The 17,381-nt window shown below is 64.8% G+C and carries 16 protein-coding genes; 6 read left to right on the forward strand and 10 right to left on the reverse strand.

What is annotated here, in order from left to right:
• Positions 1 to 113: 113 nt before the first annotated feature.
• Positions 114 to 1,112: an extracellular solute-binding protein gene (locus IEY49_RS08320; protein WP_189006641.1), complete on the reverse strand. Its 999-nt coding sequence runs from the start codon at positions 1,110 to 1,112 to the stop codon at positions 114 to 116.
• 78 nt (positions 1,113 to 1,190) lie between these two features.
• The gene (locus tag IEY49_RS08325; protein WP_189006644.1) at positions 1,191 to 2,210 is read right to left on the reverse strand and encodes a D-alanine--D-alanine ligase family protein; all 1,020 of its coding nucleotides are present in this window, start codon (positions 2,208 to 2,210) and stop codon (positions 1,191 to 1,193) included.
• A 251-nt stretch (positions 2,211 to 2,461) separates the two neighbouring features.
• Here IEY49_RS08325 and IEY49_RS08330 point away from each other — a divergent pair, with 251 nt between their 5' ends.
• The 3 genes from IEY49_RS08330 (at position 2,462) to IEY49_RS08340 (ending at position 6,373) form a co-directional block, all read left to right on the forward strand.
• Positions 2,462 to 4,171, forward strand: coding sequence for an ABC transporter substrate-binding protein (locus tag IEY49_RS08330; RefSeq protein ID WP_189006646.1), 1,710 nt, complete (start codon positions 2,462 to 2,464; stop codon positions 4,169 to 4,171).
• Positions 4,172 to 4,281: 110 nt separating this feature from the next.
• Complete coding sequence (locus IEY49_RS08335; RefSeq protein ID WP_189006649.1) at positions 4,282 to 5,304, forward strand: ABC transporter permease; 1,023 nt, start codon at positions 4,282 to 4,284, stop codon at positions 5,302 to 5,304.
• Positions 5,305 to 5,347: 43 nt separating this feature from the next.
• Complete coding sequence (locus IEY49_RS08340) at positions 5,348 to 6,373, forward strand: ABC transporter permease (RefSeq protein WP_189006652.1); 1,026 nt, start codon at positions 5,348 to 5,350, stop codon at positions 6,371 to 6,373.
• 71 nt (positions 6,374 to 6,444) lie between these two features.
• Here IEY49_RS08340 and IEY49_RS08345 read toward each other — a convergent pair whose 3' ends face one another.
• From IEY49_RS08345 to cobA, 6 genes are all read right to left on the reverse strand, one after another.
• Positions 6,445 to 6,903 carry a hypothetical protein gene (locus IEY49_RS08345; protein ID WP_189006655.1) on the reverse strand — a complete coding sequence of 153 codons (459 nt, stop codon included), beginning with the start codon at positions 6,901 to 6,903 and terminating at the stop codon, positions 6,445 to 6,447.
• A gap of 8 nt (positions 6,904 to 6,911) precedes the next feature.
• Positions 6,912 to 7,784 (reverse strand): CAF17-like 4Fe-4S cluster assembly/insertion protein YgfZ, encoded by an 873-nt coding sequence (gene ygfZ, locus IEY49_RS08350; RefSeq protein WP_189006658.1) that lies wholly within the window; start codon positions 7,782 to 7,784, stop codon positions 6,912 to 6,914.
• A 238-nt stretch (positions 7,785 to 8,022) separates the two neighbouring features.
• Positions 8,023 to 9,120 carry a glutamyl-tRNA reductase gene (gene hemA / locus IEY49_RS08355; RefSeq protein WP_189006661.1) on the reverse strand — a complete coding sequence of 366 codons (1,098 nt, stop codon included), beginning with the start codon at positions 9,118 to 9,120 and terminating at the stop codon, positions 8,023 to 8,025.
• Positions 9,117 to 9,677, reverse strand: coding sequence for a precorrin-2 dehydrogenase/sirohydrochlorin ferrochelatase family protein (locus IEY49_RS08360; RefSeq protein ID WP_229780704.1), 561 nt, complete (start codon positions 9,675 to 9,677; stop codon positions 9,117 to 9,119). The genes hemA and IEY49_RS08360 overlap by 4 nt, the downstream gene beginning before the upstream one ends.
• Positions 9,678 to 9,778: 101 nt before the next feature.
• Positions 9,779 to 10,873 (reverse strand): HD-GYP domain-containing protein, encoded by a 1,095-nt coding sequence (locus tag IEY49_RS08365; protein ID WP_189006693.1) that lies wholly within the window; start codon positions 10,871 to 10,873, stop codon positions 9,779 to 9,781.
• 95 nt (positions 10,874 to 10,968) lie between these two features.
• Complete coding sequence (gene cobA / locus IEY49_RS08370) at positions 10,969 to 12,471, reverse strand: uroporphyrinogen-III C-methyltransferase (protein ID WP_189006696.1); 1,503 nt, start codon at positions 12,469 to 12,471, stop codon at positions 10,969 to 10,971.
• A 49-nt stretch (positions 12,472 to 12,520) separates the two neighbouring features.
• Here cobA and IEY49_RS08375 point away from each other — a divergent pair, with 49 nt between their 5' ends.
• Positions 12,521 to 13,252: a GNAT family N-acetyltransferase gene (locus tag IEY49_RS08375; protein WP_189006701.1), complete on the forward strand. Its 732-nt coding sequence runs from the start codon at positions 12,521 to 12,523 to the stop codon at positions 13,250 to 13,252.
• A gap of 151 nt (positions 13,253 to 13,403) precedes the next feature.
• Here the strand turns inward: IEY49_RS08375 and IEY49_RS08380 are convergent, their stop codons facing one another.
• Together IEY49_RS08380 and IEY49_RS08385 are read right to left on the reverse strand one after the other, a co-directional pair.
• Entirely contained in the window at positions 13,404 to 14,321 is a 918-nt protein-coding gene (locus tag IEY49_RS08380) for a P1 family peptidase (protein WP_189006704.1), read from the reverse strand.
• Positions 14,322 to 14,392: 71 nt separating this feature from the next.
• The gene (locus IEY49_RS08385) at positions 14,393 to 15,061 is read right to left on the reverse strand and encodes a response regulator transcription factor (protein ID WP_012694036.1); all 669 of its coding nucleotides are present in this window, start codon (positions 15,059 to 15,061) and stop codon (positions 14,393 to 14,395) included.
• Between the two features lie 221 nt (positions 15,062 to 15,282).
• On the opposite strand from IEY49_RS08385, the gene IEY49_RS08390 reads away from it, so the two are divergent.
• Both IEY49_RS08390 and IEY49_RS08395 read left to right on the forward strand, forming a co-directional pair.
• Positions 15,283 to 16,239, forward strand: a complete 957-nt coding sequence (locus tag IEY49_RS08390; protein ID WP_373291877.1) for an alpha/beta fold hydrolase — start codon at positions 15,283 to 15,285, stop codon at positions 16,237 to 16,239.
• A 70-nt stretch (positions 16,240 to 16,309) separates the two neighbouring features.
• Positions 16,310 to 17,347: a sugar phosphate nucleotidyltransferase gene (locus IEY49_RS08395; protein ID WP_189006707.1), complete on the forward strand. Its 1,038-nt coding sequence runs from the start codon at positions 16,310 to 16,312 to the stop codon at positions 17,345 to 17,347.
• The last annotated feature ends 34 nt before the right edge of the window (positions 17,348 to 17,381 follow it).

The raw sequence follows: 17,381 nt of genomic DNA on the forward strand, positions 1-17,381 counted from the left end.
GGCACCGGGGCCCGGAACCCTGGAAAGTTATCACAGCGAATTACTCAGGATTGAAGGGACAGATGCCATGAGAAAACCCCCGGAGAACCGGGGGCGACCAGAATGGAAAGGCGTCAGAGCAGGCCGGCATCACGCAGCAACTTCTGCGCTTTTTCGATGTTCTTGGGCAGCACGGTAGGATCGATGCGGGGGCTGCGCTTGACCACGTCGCTGTAGGGCAGCATGGTGGTGGGCTGCAGGGTCGAGGCGATCACCGGGTACTCGAAGTTCACGCTCAGGAAGAAGTTCTGGGCGTCCTTGCCAGTCAGGGTGGTCAGGAAGCGGTTGGCGTTCGAGCGGTTCTTGGCCGTCTTGAGCACCCCGGCGCCGGTCGCATTGCCCAGGTTGCCGATATCCCCATTTTTGAAGAAGTAGGTGTCGATAGGGTAGCTCAGGCGGTTGACACGCTGGATGTAGTAGTGGTTGGTCAGCGCCACGTCGATCTCGCCGGCACGCATGGCTTCGAGCATGCCCACATTGCTGGACTTGTAGTCCTTGGGTTGCAGGGCCTTCATGCCCTCGATCCACTGGCGGGTGGTGGCCTCGCCGTGCTTGGCGATCATGGCGGCCAGGAAATCCTGGAAGCTGGAGTAGCTGACCGTCCAGCCGATGCGGCCTTTCAGGCTGGTCATCTTGGGCAGGTCCAGCACGCTGTCCGGCAGCTGGTCAGGCTTGATCTTGCCGGTGTTGTACGCCAGTACCCGGAAGCGCACGGTGGTGGGCAGCCAGCTGCGGGTGTCGGGCAGGTAGTCGTCACTCACGGTGCGGGTCAGGGCGGTGCCGAGCTTGCTGAAGCGGCCCTCGGCAGCCAGTTCGCCCAGTGCACCCACACCGTTCCCCCAGTAGATATCGGCTGGGCTGCGGCTGCCTTCTTCGCGCAGGGCAGCAACCAGCTGAGCGTCGGTGCCGTAGCGGACATTAACCTTGATGCCAGTCTGGCGCTCGAACTGCTGAACGATAGGATCGACAAAAGTCTTGGCACGGCCTGTGTAGATGGTCAGCGAGCCCTTGGTCTGGGCCAAGGAGGTGCCTGCGAGAAGAAGAGCGGTCAGTGCGGTCACGGTCCGAATCATGCGGTAATCCTAAGTAAACCGCTCAGATTAATAAGGGTCAAACGTCCCCCGTGGATTTAGAACCATATGACCCGTCTTTCAGCGTTCCTCAAGCGCCAGGGTCACCAAGCGGGTCACCAGTTCGCTGTAGCCGATGCCAGCGGCCTCAAACAGCTTGGGATACATGCTGGTGGTAGTGAATCCTGGCATGGTGTTGACCTCGTTCAGGAACAGTTCGCCGGTCTCTTCCACGTAAAAGAAATCCACCCGGGCCAGACCCGCACAGTCCAGCGCCCGGAAGGCATGCAGGGCCATCTCGCGCACGCGCTCGCTCATCTCGCGCGGCATGCGGGCCGGGATATGCATCTGTGCACGTCCCTCGGTGTACTTGGTTTCGTAATCGTAGAACTCCGAGTCGAAGCTCAGTTCTCCTACCGGACTGGCCATGGGCGCATCGTTCCCCAGAATGCCGACCTCAACCTCGCGGGGCTTGTGCGAGGTCATGGCTTCCAGAATGACCCGGCGGTCCAGGCTGAAGGCCAGGTCCAGGGCGGCCTGCAGGTCGCGGGCGTGCGAAACCTTGCTGATCCCCACGCTGGAGCCCAGGTTGGCCGGCTTGACGAATAGGGGAAAGCCAAGTTCGGCCGCCCGCGCGGTCACGCCCTCTGGATGATCGCGCCACTCGCGGCGCAGGGCCAGACGCCACTCCACCTGCGCAATACCGGCAGATGCCAGGACCTGTTTGGTCATGACCTTGTCCATGCTGACGGCCGAGCCCAGCACACCACTGCCGACAAAGGGAATGCCCGCCAGGGTCAGCAGCCCCTGGATGGTGCCGTCCTCCCCCATCGGGCCGTGCAGCAAGGGAAAGACCGCGTCATAGCCCTCGGCGCTGGCCACCCGATGCAGTACCAGGTCCCCGCCCCCTGCGGCCTCACCGGTTTCCAGGGCCCGCTGGGTGCCGGTGGGGGGCAGCCAGCGACCCTGCTTGCTGATCACTACTGGGGTAACGTCGAACTGATCGCGGGGGAGCGCGGCCAGCACACTCCTGGCGCTCATGAGACTGACTTCGTGTTCACCGGACTGACCGCCCGCCAGCAGCAGGATGCGCTTCTTCACGCGGCGCAGTATTCCATGCCCTGAGGCTCACGTCACAGCAATGCACAGCCTTTACACAAGAGCCGCATAAGGCTCAGTTGCGGATCGTGCGGATCACGCTCCTGCTGCGCCCAGCGGCCATAAAGGGGAGACGGTTCACATCCTGTCCAGATATGTGAGCTATTATGCTTAACGTTATCCACAACAGGTGCCGGTCTCGTGACGCTGTCAACAGCCCACCAGATCCGCACTTCAGCACTACCAGGAGGCCTATGAAGAAAATTGCAATCCTCAGTACTCTGCTCGTGACCAGCATGGCATTCGCCGTGGCGCCCAAGGACACCCTGGTGATCCAGCGCAGCGCGGACATCCCCACCATGGATCCTGGCGTGGTGTACGATACTGCCTCTTCTGAGGTCGTCGACCAGATGTACGAGACCCTGCTGACCTACAGCGGCAGCAGCCTGACCAAGCTTGAGCCCCTGCTGGCCACCAAGTGGGCTATCAGCAACGGTGGCAAGACCTACACCTTCGACCTGCGCAAGAACGTCAAGTTCCACAGCGGCGCCACCATGACCTGCGCCGACGCTGAGTACACCTTCGAGCGCAACCTGGTGACCAACAGCGCCGAGTCCGGCAACTGGTTTATCGCCGAGAGCCTCACCGGCGTCCAGGGCAATGCCAACGACGAGAAGAGCGTGACCTGGGCCGTGATCGACAAGGCCGTGGAGTGCAACAACAACGGTCAGCTGGTCTTCAACCTGCCCAAGGTTGACCCCGCGTTCCTGGCCAAGCTGGCTTACACCGGCCAGGCCATCGTGGAGAAGAAGTACGCTGCCGGCCTGGGCGAGTGGAGCGGCACCGAGAAGGACTGGAAAACCTGGGTGGGCAAGGACCTGACCGGCAGCAACCTCAGCAAGAAGCCCAACGGTACCGGCCCCTACAAGTTCGTGCGTGCTGATGCCAACACCTTCCTGGCCACCGCGTTCGAAGGCTACTGGGGCAAGAAGCCGGCCATCAAGAATGTCATCAGGCAGAAGGTACCCGAGCTGGCAGCCCGTCAGCAGGCTTTCCTGCGTGGCGACGCCGACTTCATCGAAGGTGGCGGCCGTAGCGTGGACGAAGCCCAGATCAAGGGCAAGCCCGGCGTTACCTGGATCGACAACCTCCCCAACACCGTCGCCAGCGCCATCTTCATGAACGAGAAGATCAATCCCAGCGGTGGCCTGCTGGGAAGCGGCAAGCTGGACGGCAAGGGCATTCCTTCCAACTTCTTCACTGACGTGAACGTCCGCCGCGGCTTCAGCTACGCCTTCAACTACCAGCAGTTCATCCAGGATGTCCAGAAGGGCAAGGGCAAGCAGCGCACCATGCTTCTGCCGGACATCTTCCCGGGCTATGACACAAAGGTGAAGACCTACACCTACGCTCCTGCAAAAGCAACGGCAGCCTTTAAGAGGGCCTTTGGTGGCGAGGTCTGGAAGAACGGCTTTACCCTGACAGCCAACTACCGCGCTGGCAGTGTGCCTTCACAGACCGCGATGGAAATTCTGAAGCGTAACGTTGAAGCCCTTAACCCCAAATTCAAGGTAAATCTGCAGCCGAAGCAATGGAGCGAAATGCTCGCCGCGTCCAAGAAGGGCGAGGAAGCCATGATGCTGATGGGCTGGGCGCCTGACTACGCCGACCCTGACAACTTCATGTACACCTTCTACGCGTCCGACGGCTACTACAGCCCCCGCGCCAACTGGAAGGACGCCAGCGTGGACAAGTGGCTCAAGCAGGCCCGCAGCACGGTCAACACCGCGCAGCGCAACCGCCTGTACAGCTTGGTTGGGAACCGTGCCTACGAGCAGGCTCCGTTCATCCTGGTTCCCGGCGGCATCGATTTCATGTACTTCCGCAGCAACATCAAGGGCATCAGCACCCAGACCTACAATCCTATGATCTCCACGCGTTGGGCTGACCTCAGCAAGAACTGAGCTGATACCCTTCCGGAGTCCCGCCTGAGCGGGCGGGGTGGCCTTACAGCCACTCCCCCGCTTTCGCCGTGTTACATGAATTCAGACGTCAGGTAAGACAAGAGGCCCATATGCTCAATTTCATCGTCAGGCGACTGATCCAGATTCCGGTGGTCATGCTCGTCCTCTCCCTCATGGTGGTAGGGCTGACTCAGATGCTCACACCAGAGCAGCGGGCCGCACCATACATCCGCAGTGAACAGCAGGCCGCGCGCCTCGAACAGATTATCGAGGAGCGCGGACTGCGTGATCCTTTTCCGGTGCAATATGGCCGCTGGTTTTCCAAGACCATTAGCGGCGACCTTGGTTTTTCCAAGGCGAGTGGGAAGGATGTTCTCGACACGATCCGGGAACGGCTGCCAGCGACCATCGAGCTGACCATTATCACCGCTATTCCCATTCTGCTGCTCAGCATCTGGCTGGGGACCCTCAGCGCTCTGCACAAGGACAAGATGATTGACCAGGTGCTGCGTGTCCTGACCATCATTGCGTACAGCCTGCCCACCTTCGTGCTGGGCATCCTGATGCTGGCCATTTTTTATGCGTATCTGGGATGGCTCCCGGGGGCGGGGCAGCTGAGTGTCGTCAACCAGTTCGCGGTGGGTGACCTGCGGCGCTACACCGGCATGCTGTCCGTGGACGCCGCTCTGAACGGGCGCTGGGACGTGGCCTGGGACGTTATCCGGCACATGTTGCTGCCTGCGGCTACCCTGACCATCGTGTCGAGCGCCAGCATTATCAAGGTCATGCGCAACAACATGCTCGAAGCCCTGACCAGCGATTACGTGCGTACTGCGCGGGCAAAGGGTCTGGCACCGCGCATCGTGAACAACAAACACGCGCGCCGCAACGCCCTGCTGAGCATCGTGACGCTGGGCGGCTTCCTGATCATCGGTCTGCTGGGCGGCTCATTGATTACCGAGACCATCTTTGCGTTCCCAGGCATTGGCCAGTGGGTCGTTCAGGCGGCGCTGCAGATTGACCTGGCAGCGGTGCTGGGCTTTGCCCTGCTTTCGGCTCTGATCGTGGTGGTTGTCAGCACCCTGGTGGATATCCTGTATGGCGTGATCGACCCCCGCGTGAGGTTCGACTGATGTTGGCCCCTGATACCTGCGGGACTGCACCCAGGAGAGACGTATGACCACCACCTCCGCTCCTCTGACCCTGCGCAAGAAAAGCCGTTGGCAGCTGTTCTGGACCAGCCCCGCCATGCGCAAGCTGCGCCGCAACCCACTGGCCATCACCGGCCTGCTGATCACCCTACTGTTTGGACTTATGGCGCTGTTTGCGCCGCTGATTGCCAAGCCTACCGGTGACTGCCTGCGAGACCTGAACCTCACCAGTGCGAGTCAGGTCACGAACCCGGCAAATGGTGCTTTCTGGCGCGCGATTCTGGCTCCTCCCGCAAGCTGCTACAAGATGGAACGGGTCAGCTTTGCACAGGAGCCCAAACCCGCCAGCGAAATTACCGGCACGTTTGCTCCGTTCGGCACGGTGAACGGCTACAACATCTTTTACGGCCTGATCTGGGGGACCCGTACCGCCCTGAAAATGTCGTTCATCATCGTGGCCATCACCCTGACCATCGGCGTGATTATCGGCGCCATCAGCGGCTATTACGGCGGGTGGATCGACAACCTGATCCAGCGCTTCATTGATGTCCTGTTCGCGCTGCCGCCACTGATTCTGACCGTGGTACTGCTGACCATCCTACGCGCCAAGAATCCCGGCGGTGACCCGACCGGACCCATCATTCTGGCGTTCAGTGTGGCCGGCTGGGCAAGCTACGCCAAGATTATCCGTGGTGACGTTCTGCGCACCCGGCAGCTGGAATACGTGGACGCAGCGCGTGGCCTGGGCGCCCGCGACCCCCGTCTGATCCTGAAGCACGTAGTTCCCAACAGTGTTGCGGCTGTCTTTACCATCGCCGTGCTGGATCTGGCCACGGTTCCGCTCAGCGTGGCCGCGCTGTCCTTCCTGGGTCTGGGCTTCGAGCCCGGATCCTCGGAGTGGGGCCAGCTGGTGGACTTCTCGCGTGCGTGGCTGAAGCCTGAGTACTGGTATGCCCTGGCTTACCCGGCCGCCTTCATCATCACGTTCAGCCTGGCCTTCAACCTGTTCGGTGACGGCCTGCGCGACGCGATGGACCCCAAGAGCCGCTAAGCCGCCCAGTTCGCCCTTCAACTGCGAGCGCCCGCCGGTCCTGAGGACATGGCAGGCGCTGCGCTGTCTGGTTATGTTCCGCTTTCGGAAGCCCCGGCGTTCTGTGGCCCCCGCACCCAGCCAGGCACCTGTCCGTAACCCAGCAGATAGGCCGCCAGGGCCAGCCCCCACAGCAACAGAAGTCCGCGCAAATCATGCAGCAGCGCGCACCCCAGCAAGAAAGCGATGCCCGGTGCCGAGGCCCCCTGCATAGCGGCCGTCAGCGCTGCGCGGGTAGGAGGCAGTGCCGGATCACGCGCCACACGGCCCGCGAGCCAGAACACGGTCCCGGCAAACACGACGCCCAAGCCCGCCAGTCCCAGCAAGGCGCCGACGGGCAGGACGTTGGGACGGGTCAGCAGGTACAGGCCGCCAAGCGGCAGACCCGGAACGGCCAGGGCGAGAAAGGCCAGGGTATAGGCGCGGCGGGAAGCACAGATCATGGCGTCGCGGGTCCCCAGGTGCAGGTCGCGCGAAATGGACTGCAGCACACGGAGATTCAAGGTGCCGTCAGGGTCAGCAGCTGAACGGTGGCCGGGCGCTCCCCCACCTGCACTTCTGCGCCGTCAGGCAGTTCCTTGCGCAGCCGGGCGAGGCTCAGACCCATGGCATGACGACCCGATTGTCCAACGACCTTGCCTCCGGCACTCACCTCAGTGTGGTCGGGGAGGTCCGTCCCCGCCAGGCGGACCAGGTGATACCGCGTGTTTCCACGAGCTTCCAGACGGGCCATGATCTCCTGACCCACGTAGCAGCCCTTGCGGTAGCTGATGGCAGGCAGCGGCCCGCCCAGGTCCAGCCCCACCTCCTGCGGGAGGACGCCGGTAAAGCCGTCCCCGACAATGTCCGGAATGCCGGCCCGGACCCGCGCTGCGTCCAGTTCGTCCGGCGAGGTTTTCTGGCCGCCCAGCGCATTCAGCACATCTTCCTCCTGCCGCGCCAGATAATGCAGGTCCACGCCGGGCGTGCCGCTGCGGTTAACGCGTCCAGCCAGCACGGCAGCGGCGCCAAGATCGAAGCTTTGAGCTGCCGGGCCCTCGGGCTGCCAGCCCGGGACAGCCTGCTCCCAGACGTGCACGGTACGCAGGGTGTCACTGGTGTCCTCAAGTTCCACCTGATCGAAGATGATGTAGCGTCGGAGCCGGGCGGCCAGCATCGCTGCCTGACCAGCATCCAGGTGAAGGTAGATGTCCTGTTCGCGGCGGTAGGCGCGGGCAAACTGTTCAATCTGACCCCGCACGTTCAAAAAGGCACAGGGAACCATACTGGGTGTCGGCGCGCCGCGCAGGTCACCGGTCATCTGGCCGTGGACGAAATCCACACGGTCTGCACCAGTCACACGCAGGCTGGAAGAAGGCAGGGAGGTCCACATGTCTGTCAGGGTACGGGATACACCAACCACCATGTGCGATGCTCGCCCCGAAGTGCTTACGACAACTGAAGCAGGATTCTACGCTCCAGAGAAGTTTGCCCGGTGCCGCCCTCCTGCCGCCTACAACGTCTCTGCTCCAGCGGCCGCCCAGCTCACGCGATCAGAATGAAGGCTACCGGTAGCCTTCTCTTCCAGGGACTTCAGTTGCCGGGTTAACTATTTCTCGAACGGCTTGAATTCAGTCGCAGGCAGTAGCCAGGGCGCGGCGGCCCAGCTGTGCTTCGCGGGTCAGGTGCCAGCGCTGCAGGTCGGCGGCCGACTCCCGGATGATGGCCTGTGCGTGCGGCAGGGCGTCACGCCGGCTTTGCAGGTTGCGGCTGACGATGCCGGTCAGGTCATCCAGGTTCAGCAGATGGGCACCTGCGACCAGGGCGATGTCCGGGTCCAGGATGCGCGGCACACTGATGTCAATCAGGAACATCTCGCGGTCCGGACGGGCGGCCAGGGCAGCACGAACCCCTTCTCCATGCAGGACGTAATGCGGCGCGGCGCTGGAGGCAATCACCACGTCCGCCTGCGGCAGAACTTCGTGCAGGTACTCGTGGGCACAGGCCTGACCGCCAAGTTTCTCTGCCAGCTGACGGGCGCGCTCCACCGTCCGGTTGACCACGATCACGTCCTCCACACCGGCTGCGCGCAGGTGGGTCAGGGTCAGCTCGGCGGTCTCACCAGCGCCCAGGATCAGGGCGGTGCGTCCTTCCAGGGTGCCCAGCGCTGCCTGCGCCAGTTCCACGGCGGCGCTGGAAACACTCACGACCTTGTCACTCATGCCGGTTTCGAAGCGCACGCGCTTGCCGGCGGCGAGTGCTCCCTGCGCGACCTTGTTCAGCACCTTGCTGCTCAGCCCGCGGTCGTGGGCGCCCTGCCAGGCCCGCTTGACCTGACCCTGAATCTGGGTCTCTCCGATCACCAGGCTGTCCAGGCCCGCCGCCACCCGGTAGAGGTGGGCCACGGCGGCCTCGCCCCGGTAGACGTACAGGTGATCGGCCAGGGCGTGGCCCCAGGCACCCTCGAAAGCCGAGACTGGATCGCCTGCCAGACCAGCCAGATAGACCTCGGTCCGGTTGCAGGTGGCCAGCAGCATCACTTCCTGAGCATGTCGCGACAGGTGCGAGTACAACGCTTCTTCTTCGCCAGCCCGCACGGCGGCGCGCTCGCGGACCTCGACGGGGGCGGTGTGGTGGTTGAGGCCCACCACCGTAAAATCCAGTGGAGCGGGCGCCGGGGTGCCGGATAGATCAAGAAACTGCCGCGCTGTTGGGCAGGAAAGGGTCATGCTGGAACTCCCAAGGTGGTCCGGATGTCTTCGCGCAGAGCCTGCAGGGCCAGCTCACGCGCAGGCTCTGCCTCGCGCAATGCCTCCTCTCGCTGCCTGGACCACTGATCCAGGGTGGGCTCGTCGGGAAGCAACGTAGTGATTCTGTCGCCCAGGGCCTGGGCCAGCACAGGCAACTCGCGCCCGGTGCTGACGGCCACCTGGAGCCCGCCCCGTGAGACGACCGCCGGGAAGCGCAGCGTCCCCCGCGCGGCGTCTCCAGCATGGTTTACCAGGGCCCCCTGCTTCTGGGCAGCCTCACACAGCCGCTCGTTGACGGCCGGGTCATTCGTGGCGGCCACGACGACCCGCGCGCCCCTCAAATCATCAGGCTTACAGTGCCGATGAACCACGGTCACGGGCAGTGTCGAGAATTCCGCATGAATCTGCGGAGCCACCACCGTTACCTGCAGCCCGGCCTCTAGCAGCGTCCGGGTGCGCCGCAGGGCCACCGGGCCACCACCCGCCACCACGGCCGGTTGACCGCTGAGGTCGAGGAAGGCAGCAAGCAGTCTCATCAGGCGCAGCATAGCGCCTGATGACGGGGCTCGCGTCCCGGACCGAACGGTAAGAAGGCTGTCCAGCACGCTTTTTCATTGCAGGGCAGCGGCCCACACGCTCAGGGCTGAGGACTGGGACTGTCTCCTGTCAGCACCGACAGGAAGACCTCCAGCAGTGCCGGATCAAACTGGGTGCCCGCCGCGTCGCGCAGCATGCCCAGGGCTTCAGGAACCGTAATTGCCGAGTGGTACGGCCGGTCATGGGTCAGGGCGTCGAACACGTCGACCAGGGCAAATAACCGGGCCAGCAATGGAATGGCCTCTCCCCGCAGCCCGTCCGGATAGCCCCGTCCATCCCAGCGCTCATGGTGCGAGCGGATGACACCCAGGGCTCCAGGGGTCACCCCGGGCACCCGCCGGGCCATGTTCTCGCCGGTCACGGTGTGCTGACGCATCAACGCCCATTCACTTTCGTCGAGTGGCCCAGGCTTGAGCAGCACGCGGTCGGGGATATTCAGCTTGCCCAGATCATGCAGATACGCTCCCTGGCGCAGATCATCCAGGTCCGCCGTGGGCAGGCCCAGGGCTCGGCCCAGTTGCTGGGAGAGCGTCACGGTCCGCCGGGTGTGTCCCTGGGTCTCGTAATCTCGCGCTTCCATGGCCAGACCCAGCACCAGCAGGGTATTTTCCCGCGCCTGGGTGGCCTTCTGGGCCTCGCGGGCGCGTTCGAGGGCCACGGTCCCGGCGTGCGCAAACGCCAGCAGCAGTTTGCGCTCCTGCGTGCTGAAAGGAGGCTCCACCCGGCCAAGGGCCAGCACGCCCAGCAGCTCCTCGTGCGAGGTGCGCAGCGGAGCAAACAGCAGATGCTGGTCTGGCGCCCCGGCGGTCCGGACTGCCGTCTGAGGGATCTCGTCCTTACTGACCATCAGCACTTCTGGGCCACTCAGAGCAGCCTGCCAGGCAAGGCCCTGCCCACGGGGCAACCGCAGTCCCAGCGGTGGGTCAGCCTCCCCGGCCGAGTGACTGACCAGCAGCGCATCCTGCGCCGCGTCGAGACTCAGGAAATACACGTAGCGGCTGTGCATCAGCCGCAGGGTGACGCTGGTCAGTACAGCCTCAACCTCGCGCAGGGTATGGGCACCGAGCAGCTGGGCACTGAGGTCCAGCAGTGCGCGGAGGCCCGCGTTCTCACGCTCGGTGTCCCTGGCGTGCATGCCTCACCCTACCTGAGCCGTGAGACCACGGATGAGAATGTTCACCATGAACACTTGGCCGGGCGTCCTCGATGGACCCCCTGTCGCGAGATCCGTCAGCCAAAGCAGCGCTCGACGGCGTCTGCCAGAGCTTCCAGACTGGCCATCCTGGCCACCTGAAGATGCCGGAAACCGGCCTGACGGGCCGCTTCAGCGGTCTGCGGCCCCATGGCGACGACCCGCAGCGCCAGAGGGTCGAACTCCGGACCAGCCAGGGCCGCGAGGTGCCGCGCCGCGCTGCCTGAAGCCAGGGTCACCGCATCAACCGACCGCAGACGGTTGCGCAACACCGGGTCCAGCACCGCCGCCTCGGTGCGGTACAGCTCGGCACGCTGGTACACCACACCGCGGGCTTCCAGATGACGCTGCAGGCCGTCCTCGGCCAGCTGGGAGGTGAGGTGAAGAGCCACCTCCCCCGGGCCTGACAGCAACTCACCGGCGAGGTGGCGCGCTCCGGGCGTGGAAGGCACGAAATCGGCGCGGAGCCCGCGCTGCTGCAGGCTGGCAGCTGTGCTGGGGCCGACTGCGGCCAGCCGGACTCCTGAGAGGTGCCGGGTATCCAGGCCAAGCGCGTGCAGGTGCTCCAGCAATGCGGCCACCGCCTGATTGCTGGTCAGCAGCAGCCACGACACGCCACTCAAATCACGCAGCTGGGCATACAGGGCCGCCGGGTCGCTAGTCGGCGCAAAACAGATCAGCGGCACCTCCAGGACCTCGGCGCCGCGCTCACGCAACACGTCGCCCAGGGCACTGGCACCGCCGCGTGTGCGGGTCACCGCGACGGTGCGGCCTGAAAGGGGCCGGGAGGCCGGGTTGAACCACTGCAGCGTCTGGCGCAGACGCACCACCTCACCCACCACCGTCACGGCGGGGGCTCCCAGGCCAGCCTCCTTAACGGCCTGGGCAATGGTCGCCAGCGTCCCGGCAACCTCGCGCTGCCTTGGCGTGCTGGCCCACTGCACCGTGGCTGCCGGCGTGCCCGGATCGCGGCCGCCCTCGATGAGCTGGGCGGCAATCCGTTCCAGGTTGCGCACGCCCATCAGCAACACCAGGGTATCGACGCCGGCCAGGGTCTCGTGGGGCATGCCACCATCGTGCGTGTGGCCGGTCAGCACCGCGAAGTTACGCGCAGCGTTGCGGTGGGTCACGGGAATCCCGGCATACGCGGGCGCGGCGATCGCGCTGCTTACGCCCGGCACGACCTCGAAAGGCACCCCAGCCTGGACGCAGGCCTCGGCTTCCTCGCCCCCGCGGCCGAACACGAACACGTCCCCACCCTTGAGCCGCGCCACCCGCTGCCCGCCGTTCTCAAGGGCCTTCTGCACGATCAGGACATTGATCTGCTCCTGCGAGATGTACTCGGAAAATCCCTTTTTCCCGACATAGATGGTGCGCGCCTGCGAGCAGTAGCGCAGCAGCTCAGGATTGGCGAGGTAGTCGAACAGCACCACGTCCGCCTCCCGCAGGGCCTGCTGGCCGCGTAGGGTCAGCAACCCCGGGTCGCCCGGGCCAGCCCCGATCAGGGAAACAAAAGCTCGACTGGGTCCGGCATCCGTCATGGGCTACAGGCTACGTCAGGCACGCCGGACAATGCAGATAAGCTCAGGCATGCACGTCACTGAACTGCTTGAACGTGTGGCACTGGTAGAAGCCCAGGCCCATGCCCGCTACGGTCTGACGGGCGCCGTGGGCTACTTCGGGCCACTGACCGCGGTGTATGCCGCACCCGGGCTGGTCCTGAATACCGCGTGGCATGGGGGCTCCGGGCTGCCCTCCAGTGAGGACCTGAACGCCTTTGAAGCCTTCAGCGGGCAGTACGGACAGGCACCGACCCTGCATCTGCTGTCCCACGCCGCCCCTACCCTCCTGCCTGAACTGGAAAGACGCGGCTATGTCCTGACCTCCATGCCGCACCTGTACACGCGGCACCTGCGCGACCTGCCTCCCGTGGGGGACTTCGCCATCCTTGAGGAAAACGACCCGGAACAATGGGCGCAGTGGTCCGCACAGGGTTTTGGCGGGGGGCTGGACATCATGCAGGCGGTAGCGCGGGCTCCGGACACTCAGCTGTACACGGCGTGGCTGGACGGTCAGCCGGCTGCGACCGCAGCCATGAGTGTGACAGGCGGCGTGGCGGCCCTGCACGGCACCTCCACGCTCCCAGCTTTCCGCGGCCGGGGGGTCCAGACCGCGCTGCTGGCCTGGCGTCTGCATCAAGCCGTAGAAGCAGGCGCCGACCTGGCCAGCGTGTTTGTGACTCCAGGCTCGCCCAGCGAGCGCAATGTTGCCCGGGCAGGCTTTGCCCTGACCGGCCTGCGGCTGACCTTCAGGCAAAGTTGACAACAGGCCCGCTTCTGCCCGGGGCGCACTGTCTAGCGTCTCGGTGACGGCACACCAGGGTGTGCACCGGGATCAGCGCGGCAGAAGGGTGCAGGGACGGTGGTGCACAGGATTTTCAGGTCGGTGCCTGTATCCTGTCGCAGCCATCGCCTTACAGCTGTACCTCTGACCGGCTCCCCTGGGCCTGCCGGACCGCGTCACGCACCGCCGCACACACGGTTTCCTGCACCAACGCTCCCAGCAACATCGGATCGGCCGGCGGCCGGGCGGCACTGCTGAGCATGAAGGCGCTGTCTCCGTCCCAGAAGGTATGGCTCGGGTGAATGACTCGCCCCAGTGCCGTCTGGGCGGCGTCGGCCAGACGCCGGCATTCACTTTTGGTCAGGGTATGTTCGGTGACCACCGCGACCAGGGTGGTGCTTTCCACGTCCCCCGGTGTGAAGGCCAGGGCCCCAGGTCCAGTCCCGGGACCGGCAAGAACCTCGCCCCTTTCGTCCAGTACGTCGCCGATGGGATTCACGACAGCCAGGGCGCCTACCCTGACGCCATGGCGCTCCAGAGACACGCTGCCCAGGCCACCGGGAACCGCGCCCACTCCCAGGTATTTGCCGGCTGTGGCTCCTGTGCCTGCACCGACCCGCCCACGCTGCACCGGAGCGGACGAGGCGGCGCGGGCGGCATATTCGCCCTCGGGGTCGCCGGGCCGGGCCTGTGGATCTCCGACACCCAGGTCATAGATCACGGCGGCCGGCACGAGGGGCACACGCGCCCAGGGCGTCTCATGCCCGATCCCACGGTCCTCCAGGACCCGCACCACGCCACTGGCAGCTGCGAGACCGAAGGCACTGCCTCCGGTGAGGAGCAGTGCATGCACACGCTCGACCTTCTTTTCCGGCCCCAGAAGCACCCCTTCGCGGGTTCCGGGGCTGGGTCCCAGGAACGAGGCCGAGGCCACCGCACCCCCCGCTGGGCACAGCAGCACGGTGCAGCCGGTCTGACCTACCGGGTCGGTCCAGTGGCCCACCTGAAAGCCGGGAACTGCGGTCAGGGTGGTGTTTCCTTCTCTCATGTCCAGCAGTCTGGCAGGTTCAGGGCATAAAAAACCCGCCCACAAGGGCGGGGACCTAAACAAAGATCAGCTCAGGGCGTCTTGAGTGCGTACCCGATGCCGCGTACGGTTCGGATGATGCCGTAGCCGTCGAGGTCACGCAGCTTGGCCCGCATGTTGGCCATGTGCACGTCCACCACGTTGCTGTTGCTGGGCAGTTCCCCGTTCCAGACCTCGCGCTCGATTTCCTGGCGCGAGTAGACCCGCCCAGGCTGCCGGGCCAGGAAGGTCAGCAGATCGAATTCTTTGGGCGAGAGGCGCACCTCATGGCCGTTGTAGTGGCACAGGCGTTTCTGGGGATGAATTTCCAGCGCGCCAATCGAGATCACCTCGCCGTGCTGCTGGTGACGAAGCTGCACCTTGACCCGAGCGACCAGTTCCTCCGGATGGAAGGGCTTGGTCATGTAGTCGTCGGCGCCCGCTTCAAGCAGGTTGACCTTGCGGTCCACCGCGTCCATGGCGGTCAGGATGATGATCGGCACGCTGCTGGTCTTGCGCAGGCGACGGGCCACCTCGGCACCGTCGAAGTCTGGCAGGCCAAGGTCAAGCACCACCAGATCCGGGGCGTGCTCGCGGGCCGACGTCAGCCCGGTAATGCCGTCAGCGGCTGTCAGGACACGGTAGCCGGCCTGCTCCAGTTCGTACTGGACGACGCGGGTGATGTCCGGATTGTCTTCGATAAGAAGGATGCGTTGGTCCATGGCTGCCCTTTAACTCCTGAAGTCCGTGAGTGTGTCCCGCACAGACGTCTTCTCGGCGCCTCTGCGGATTTCCCCCTCGGTGGATCGAGGGCGAATCGTGATTGTGGTCATCGTAGGGTCAGGGGTGCATTCCAGTGGCGCTAACGCGGTTTATGTTCGCTTAACAGGCGTCAGGTTTCTTCCTGCGCTTCCGGATCCTGCCCGGTGCCTACAATGCGGGGATGACTGGCGGCCCTCACGATTTTGACGACATGGCCTATGACGCTTTTGCCCTGGAGGGCGAGGGACAGTTTGAACGGCTCAACGGTGCGGACCTGTACTTCGAGGTCACGGGCGAGGGCCAGGAAGGCAGCGCTCCTGTGGTTTACCTGCATGGTGGACCCGGCTACAACAGCTACTCGTTCCGGACCCTGTTCGGCGAACGCCTTGAAGGCCGCAGCATGGTGTACCTGGACCAGCGCGGCTCCGGGCGCAGCGGCCCTCTGGAAGACACTGAGCAGGGCGCGGACACCCTGGACCTCGATACGCTGGTCGCGGACGTCGAAGCCCTGCGCGACCATCTGGGAGTGGAAAGGATCGTGCCGCTGGGCCACGCTTTCGGTGCCCTGGTGGCCCTGGAATATGCCCGGCGTCATCCCACGCGCACCGAACGGGTCGTGCTGGTCAACCCCTGGGTGCACTTCCCGGACCTGGCCCTGACCCTGCTGGAAGAAGCCAGTGCGCTGCGCGGCCAGGACCTGGAAGATCCCGCCGAACAGGTGCGTGCAGGTACACCCGAAGGCCAGCACCCCCAGATCGGCAGTGCGCGGGTGGAAGCGGCGTTCGACCTGCTCAACGCCCGTGACCTGCTCAACGCCATGCAGTTCCGTGACGCGGCCACCCGCATGCGGCTGGAGTTCGTGGACGCTGAGGGTCAGCTTGCCGGCGGCGGTGAGGTGCAGGAGGCCCTGGTGAATCAGGGTCTGTGGGAATTCGAGTACGCTCCCTTCCTGCAGGAGATCCGTCGGCCGGTCTTTCTGATTGCTGGAGCCCATGACCGCAGCAGCTATCCCACGCAGGTGCAGTGGGTGGCAGACCTGGGCGGGGCCGACGTCACTGTGCTGGACGCCGGCCATTACCCCTGGCTGGATGACGAGGATGCGTTTGCCGAGGCCCTGGAGGAGTCCCTATCACGTTGAGCGTCCCGGGCCCATCCAGACGGCCTCTCACGGCGCTTCATGGGGCCCGGCTATACTTCCGGGCGAGCTCATGAAAGGTCTGATTCTGGCCGCGGGTCGCGGCAGCCGTCTTCTTCCCATCAGCGCCACCCGGCCCAAACATGCGCTACCTATTGCGGGCGTGCCGATCATCCGGCGCGCGGTGCGGGCGCTGCATGAGGCTGGTATTCAGGACATCGGCATCGTGACCAGCCGCTCGAGTGAGACGGACCTGCGCGACGCCACCCAGGGCGGCGGACACCTGACCTTCATTCTCCAGCCCGAAGCCCTGGGGACCGGAGACGCGGTGCTGTGCGCGCGTGATTTCCTTGACGGGCAGCCCACGCTGCTGTACCTGGGCGACAACCTGTTTGAGGACTCGCTGCGGCCGGTCGCGCTGGGCCTGCCCGGCACAGACGCCGTGATCGGGGTCAAACAGGTGGCCAATCCCCAGGCTTACGGTGTGGCTGTGGTGGACAAGGGCCAGCTGAGGAGGCTGGTGGAAAAGCCGCGCCAGCCGGAAAGCAACCTGGCGGCCTGCGGGGTGTTCGCCTTCCAGCCGCAGGTGCTTGACCATCTGGCAGAACTGGCGCCCAGTGAACGCGGTGAAATCGAGTTCCCACAGGCCCTGACCTCGGTTCTGGCCGCTGGGGGGCGCGTCCGGGCGGTGGAATTCAAGGGCTTCTGGTCGGATGCCGGAGCCCCGGCAGACCTGCTGACCGCCAATGCCCACTTTCTGTCGCGCCTGCCGTCACGGGTGGACGGCCGTGTTCAGGGCACCACAGTGTCCGGCACGGTCGTGGTGGAAGCCGGCGCGGTGGTCGAGGACTGTACCCTGCGCGGCCCGGTGTGGATCGGTCCACACGCGACCGTGCGGGGCAGCACGCTGGGGCCGCACGTCAGCGTGGGTCCCCACGCCCGCGTCAGTGGGGCAACCGTCAGTGCCTCGCTGATTGACGAGTTCGCGCATATCCTGCATCCGTCGCGGCCGCTGCGCAATGCGGTCGTTGGCCGGCACGCGGTCATCAGCGCCCCCAGCGACGCCGGCCTGCAACTTGTGATCGGCGACCGCAGCGTCGTGCGGCTGTAGGCACAACGAACCGGCCCTGGAGTGGTTGCTCCCG

Source organism: Deinococcus malanensis (genome assembly GCF_014647655.1).
Classification (GTDB): domain Bacteria; phylum Deinococcota; class Deinococci; order Deinococcales; family Deinococcaceae; genus Deinococcus; species Deinococcus malanensis.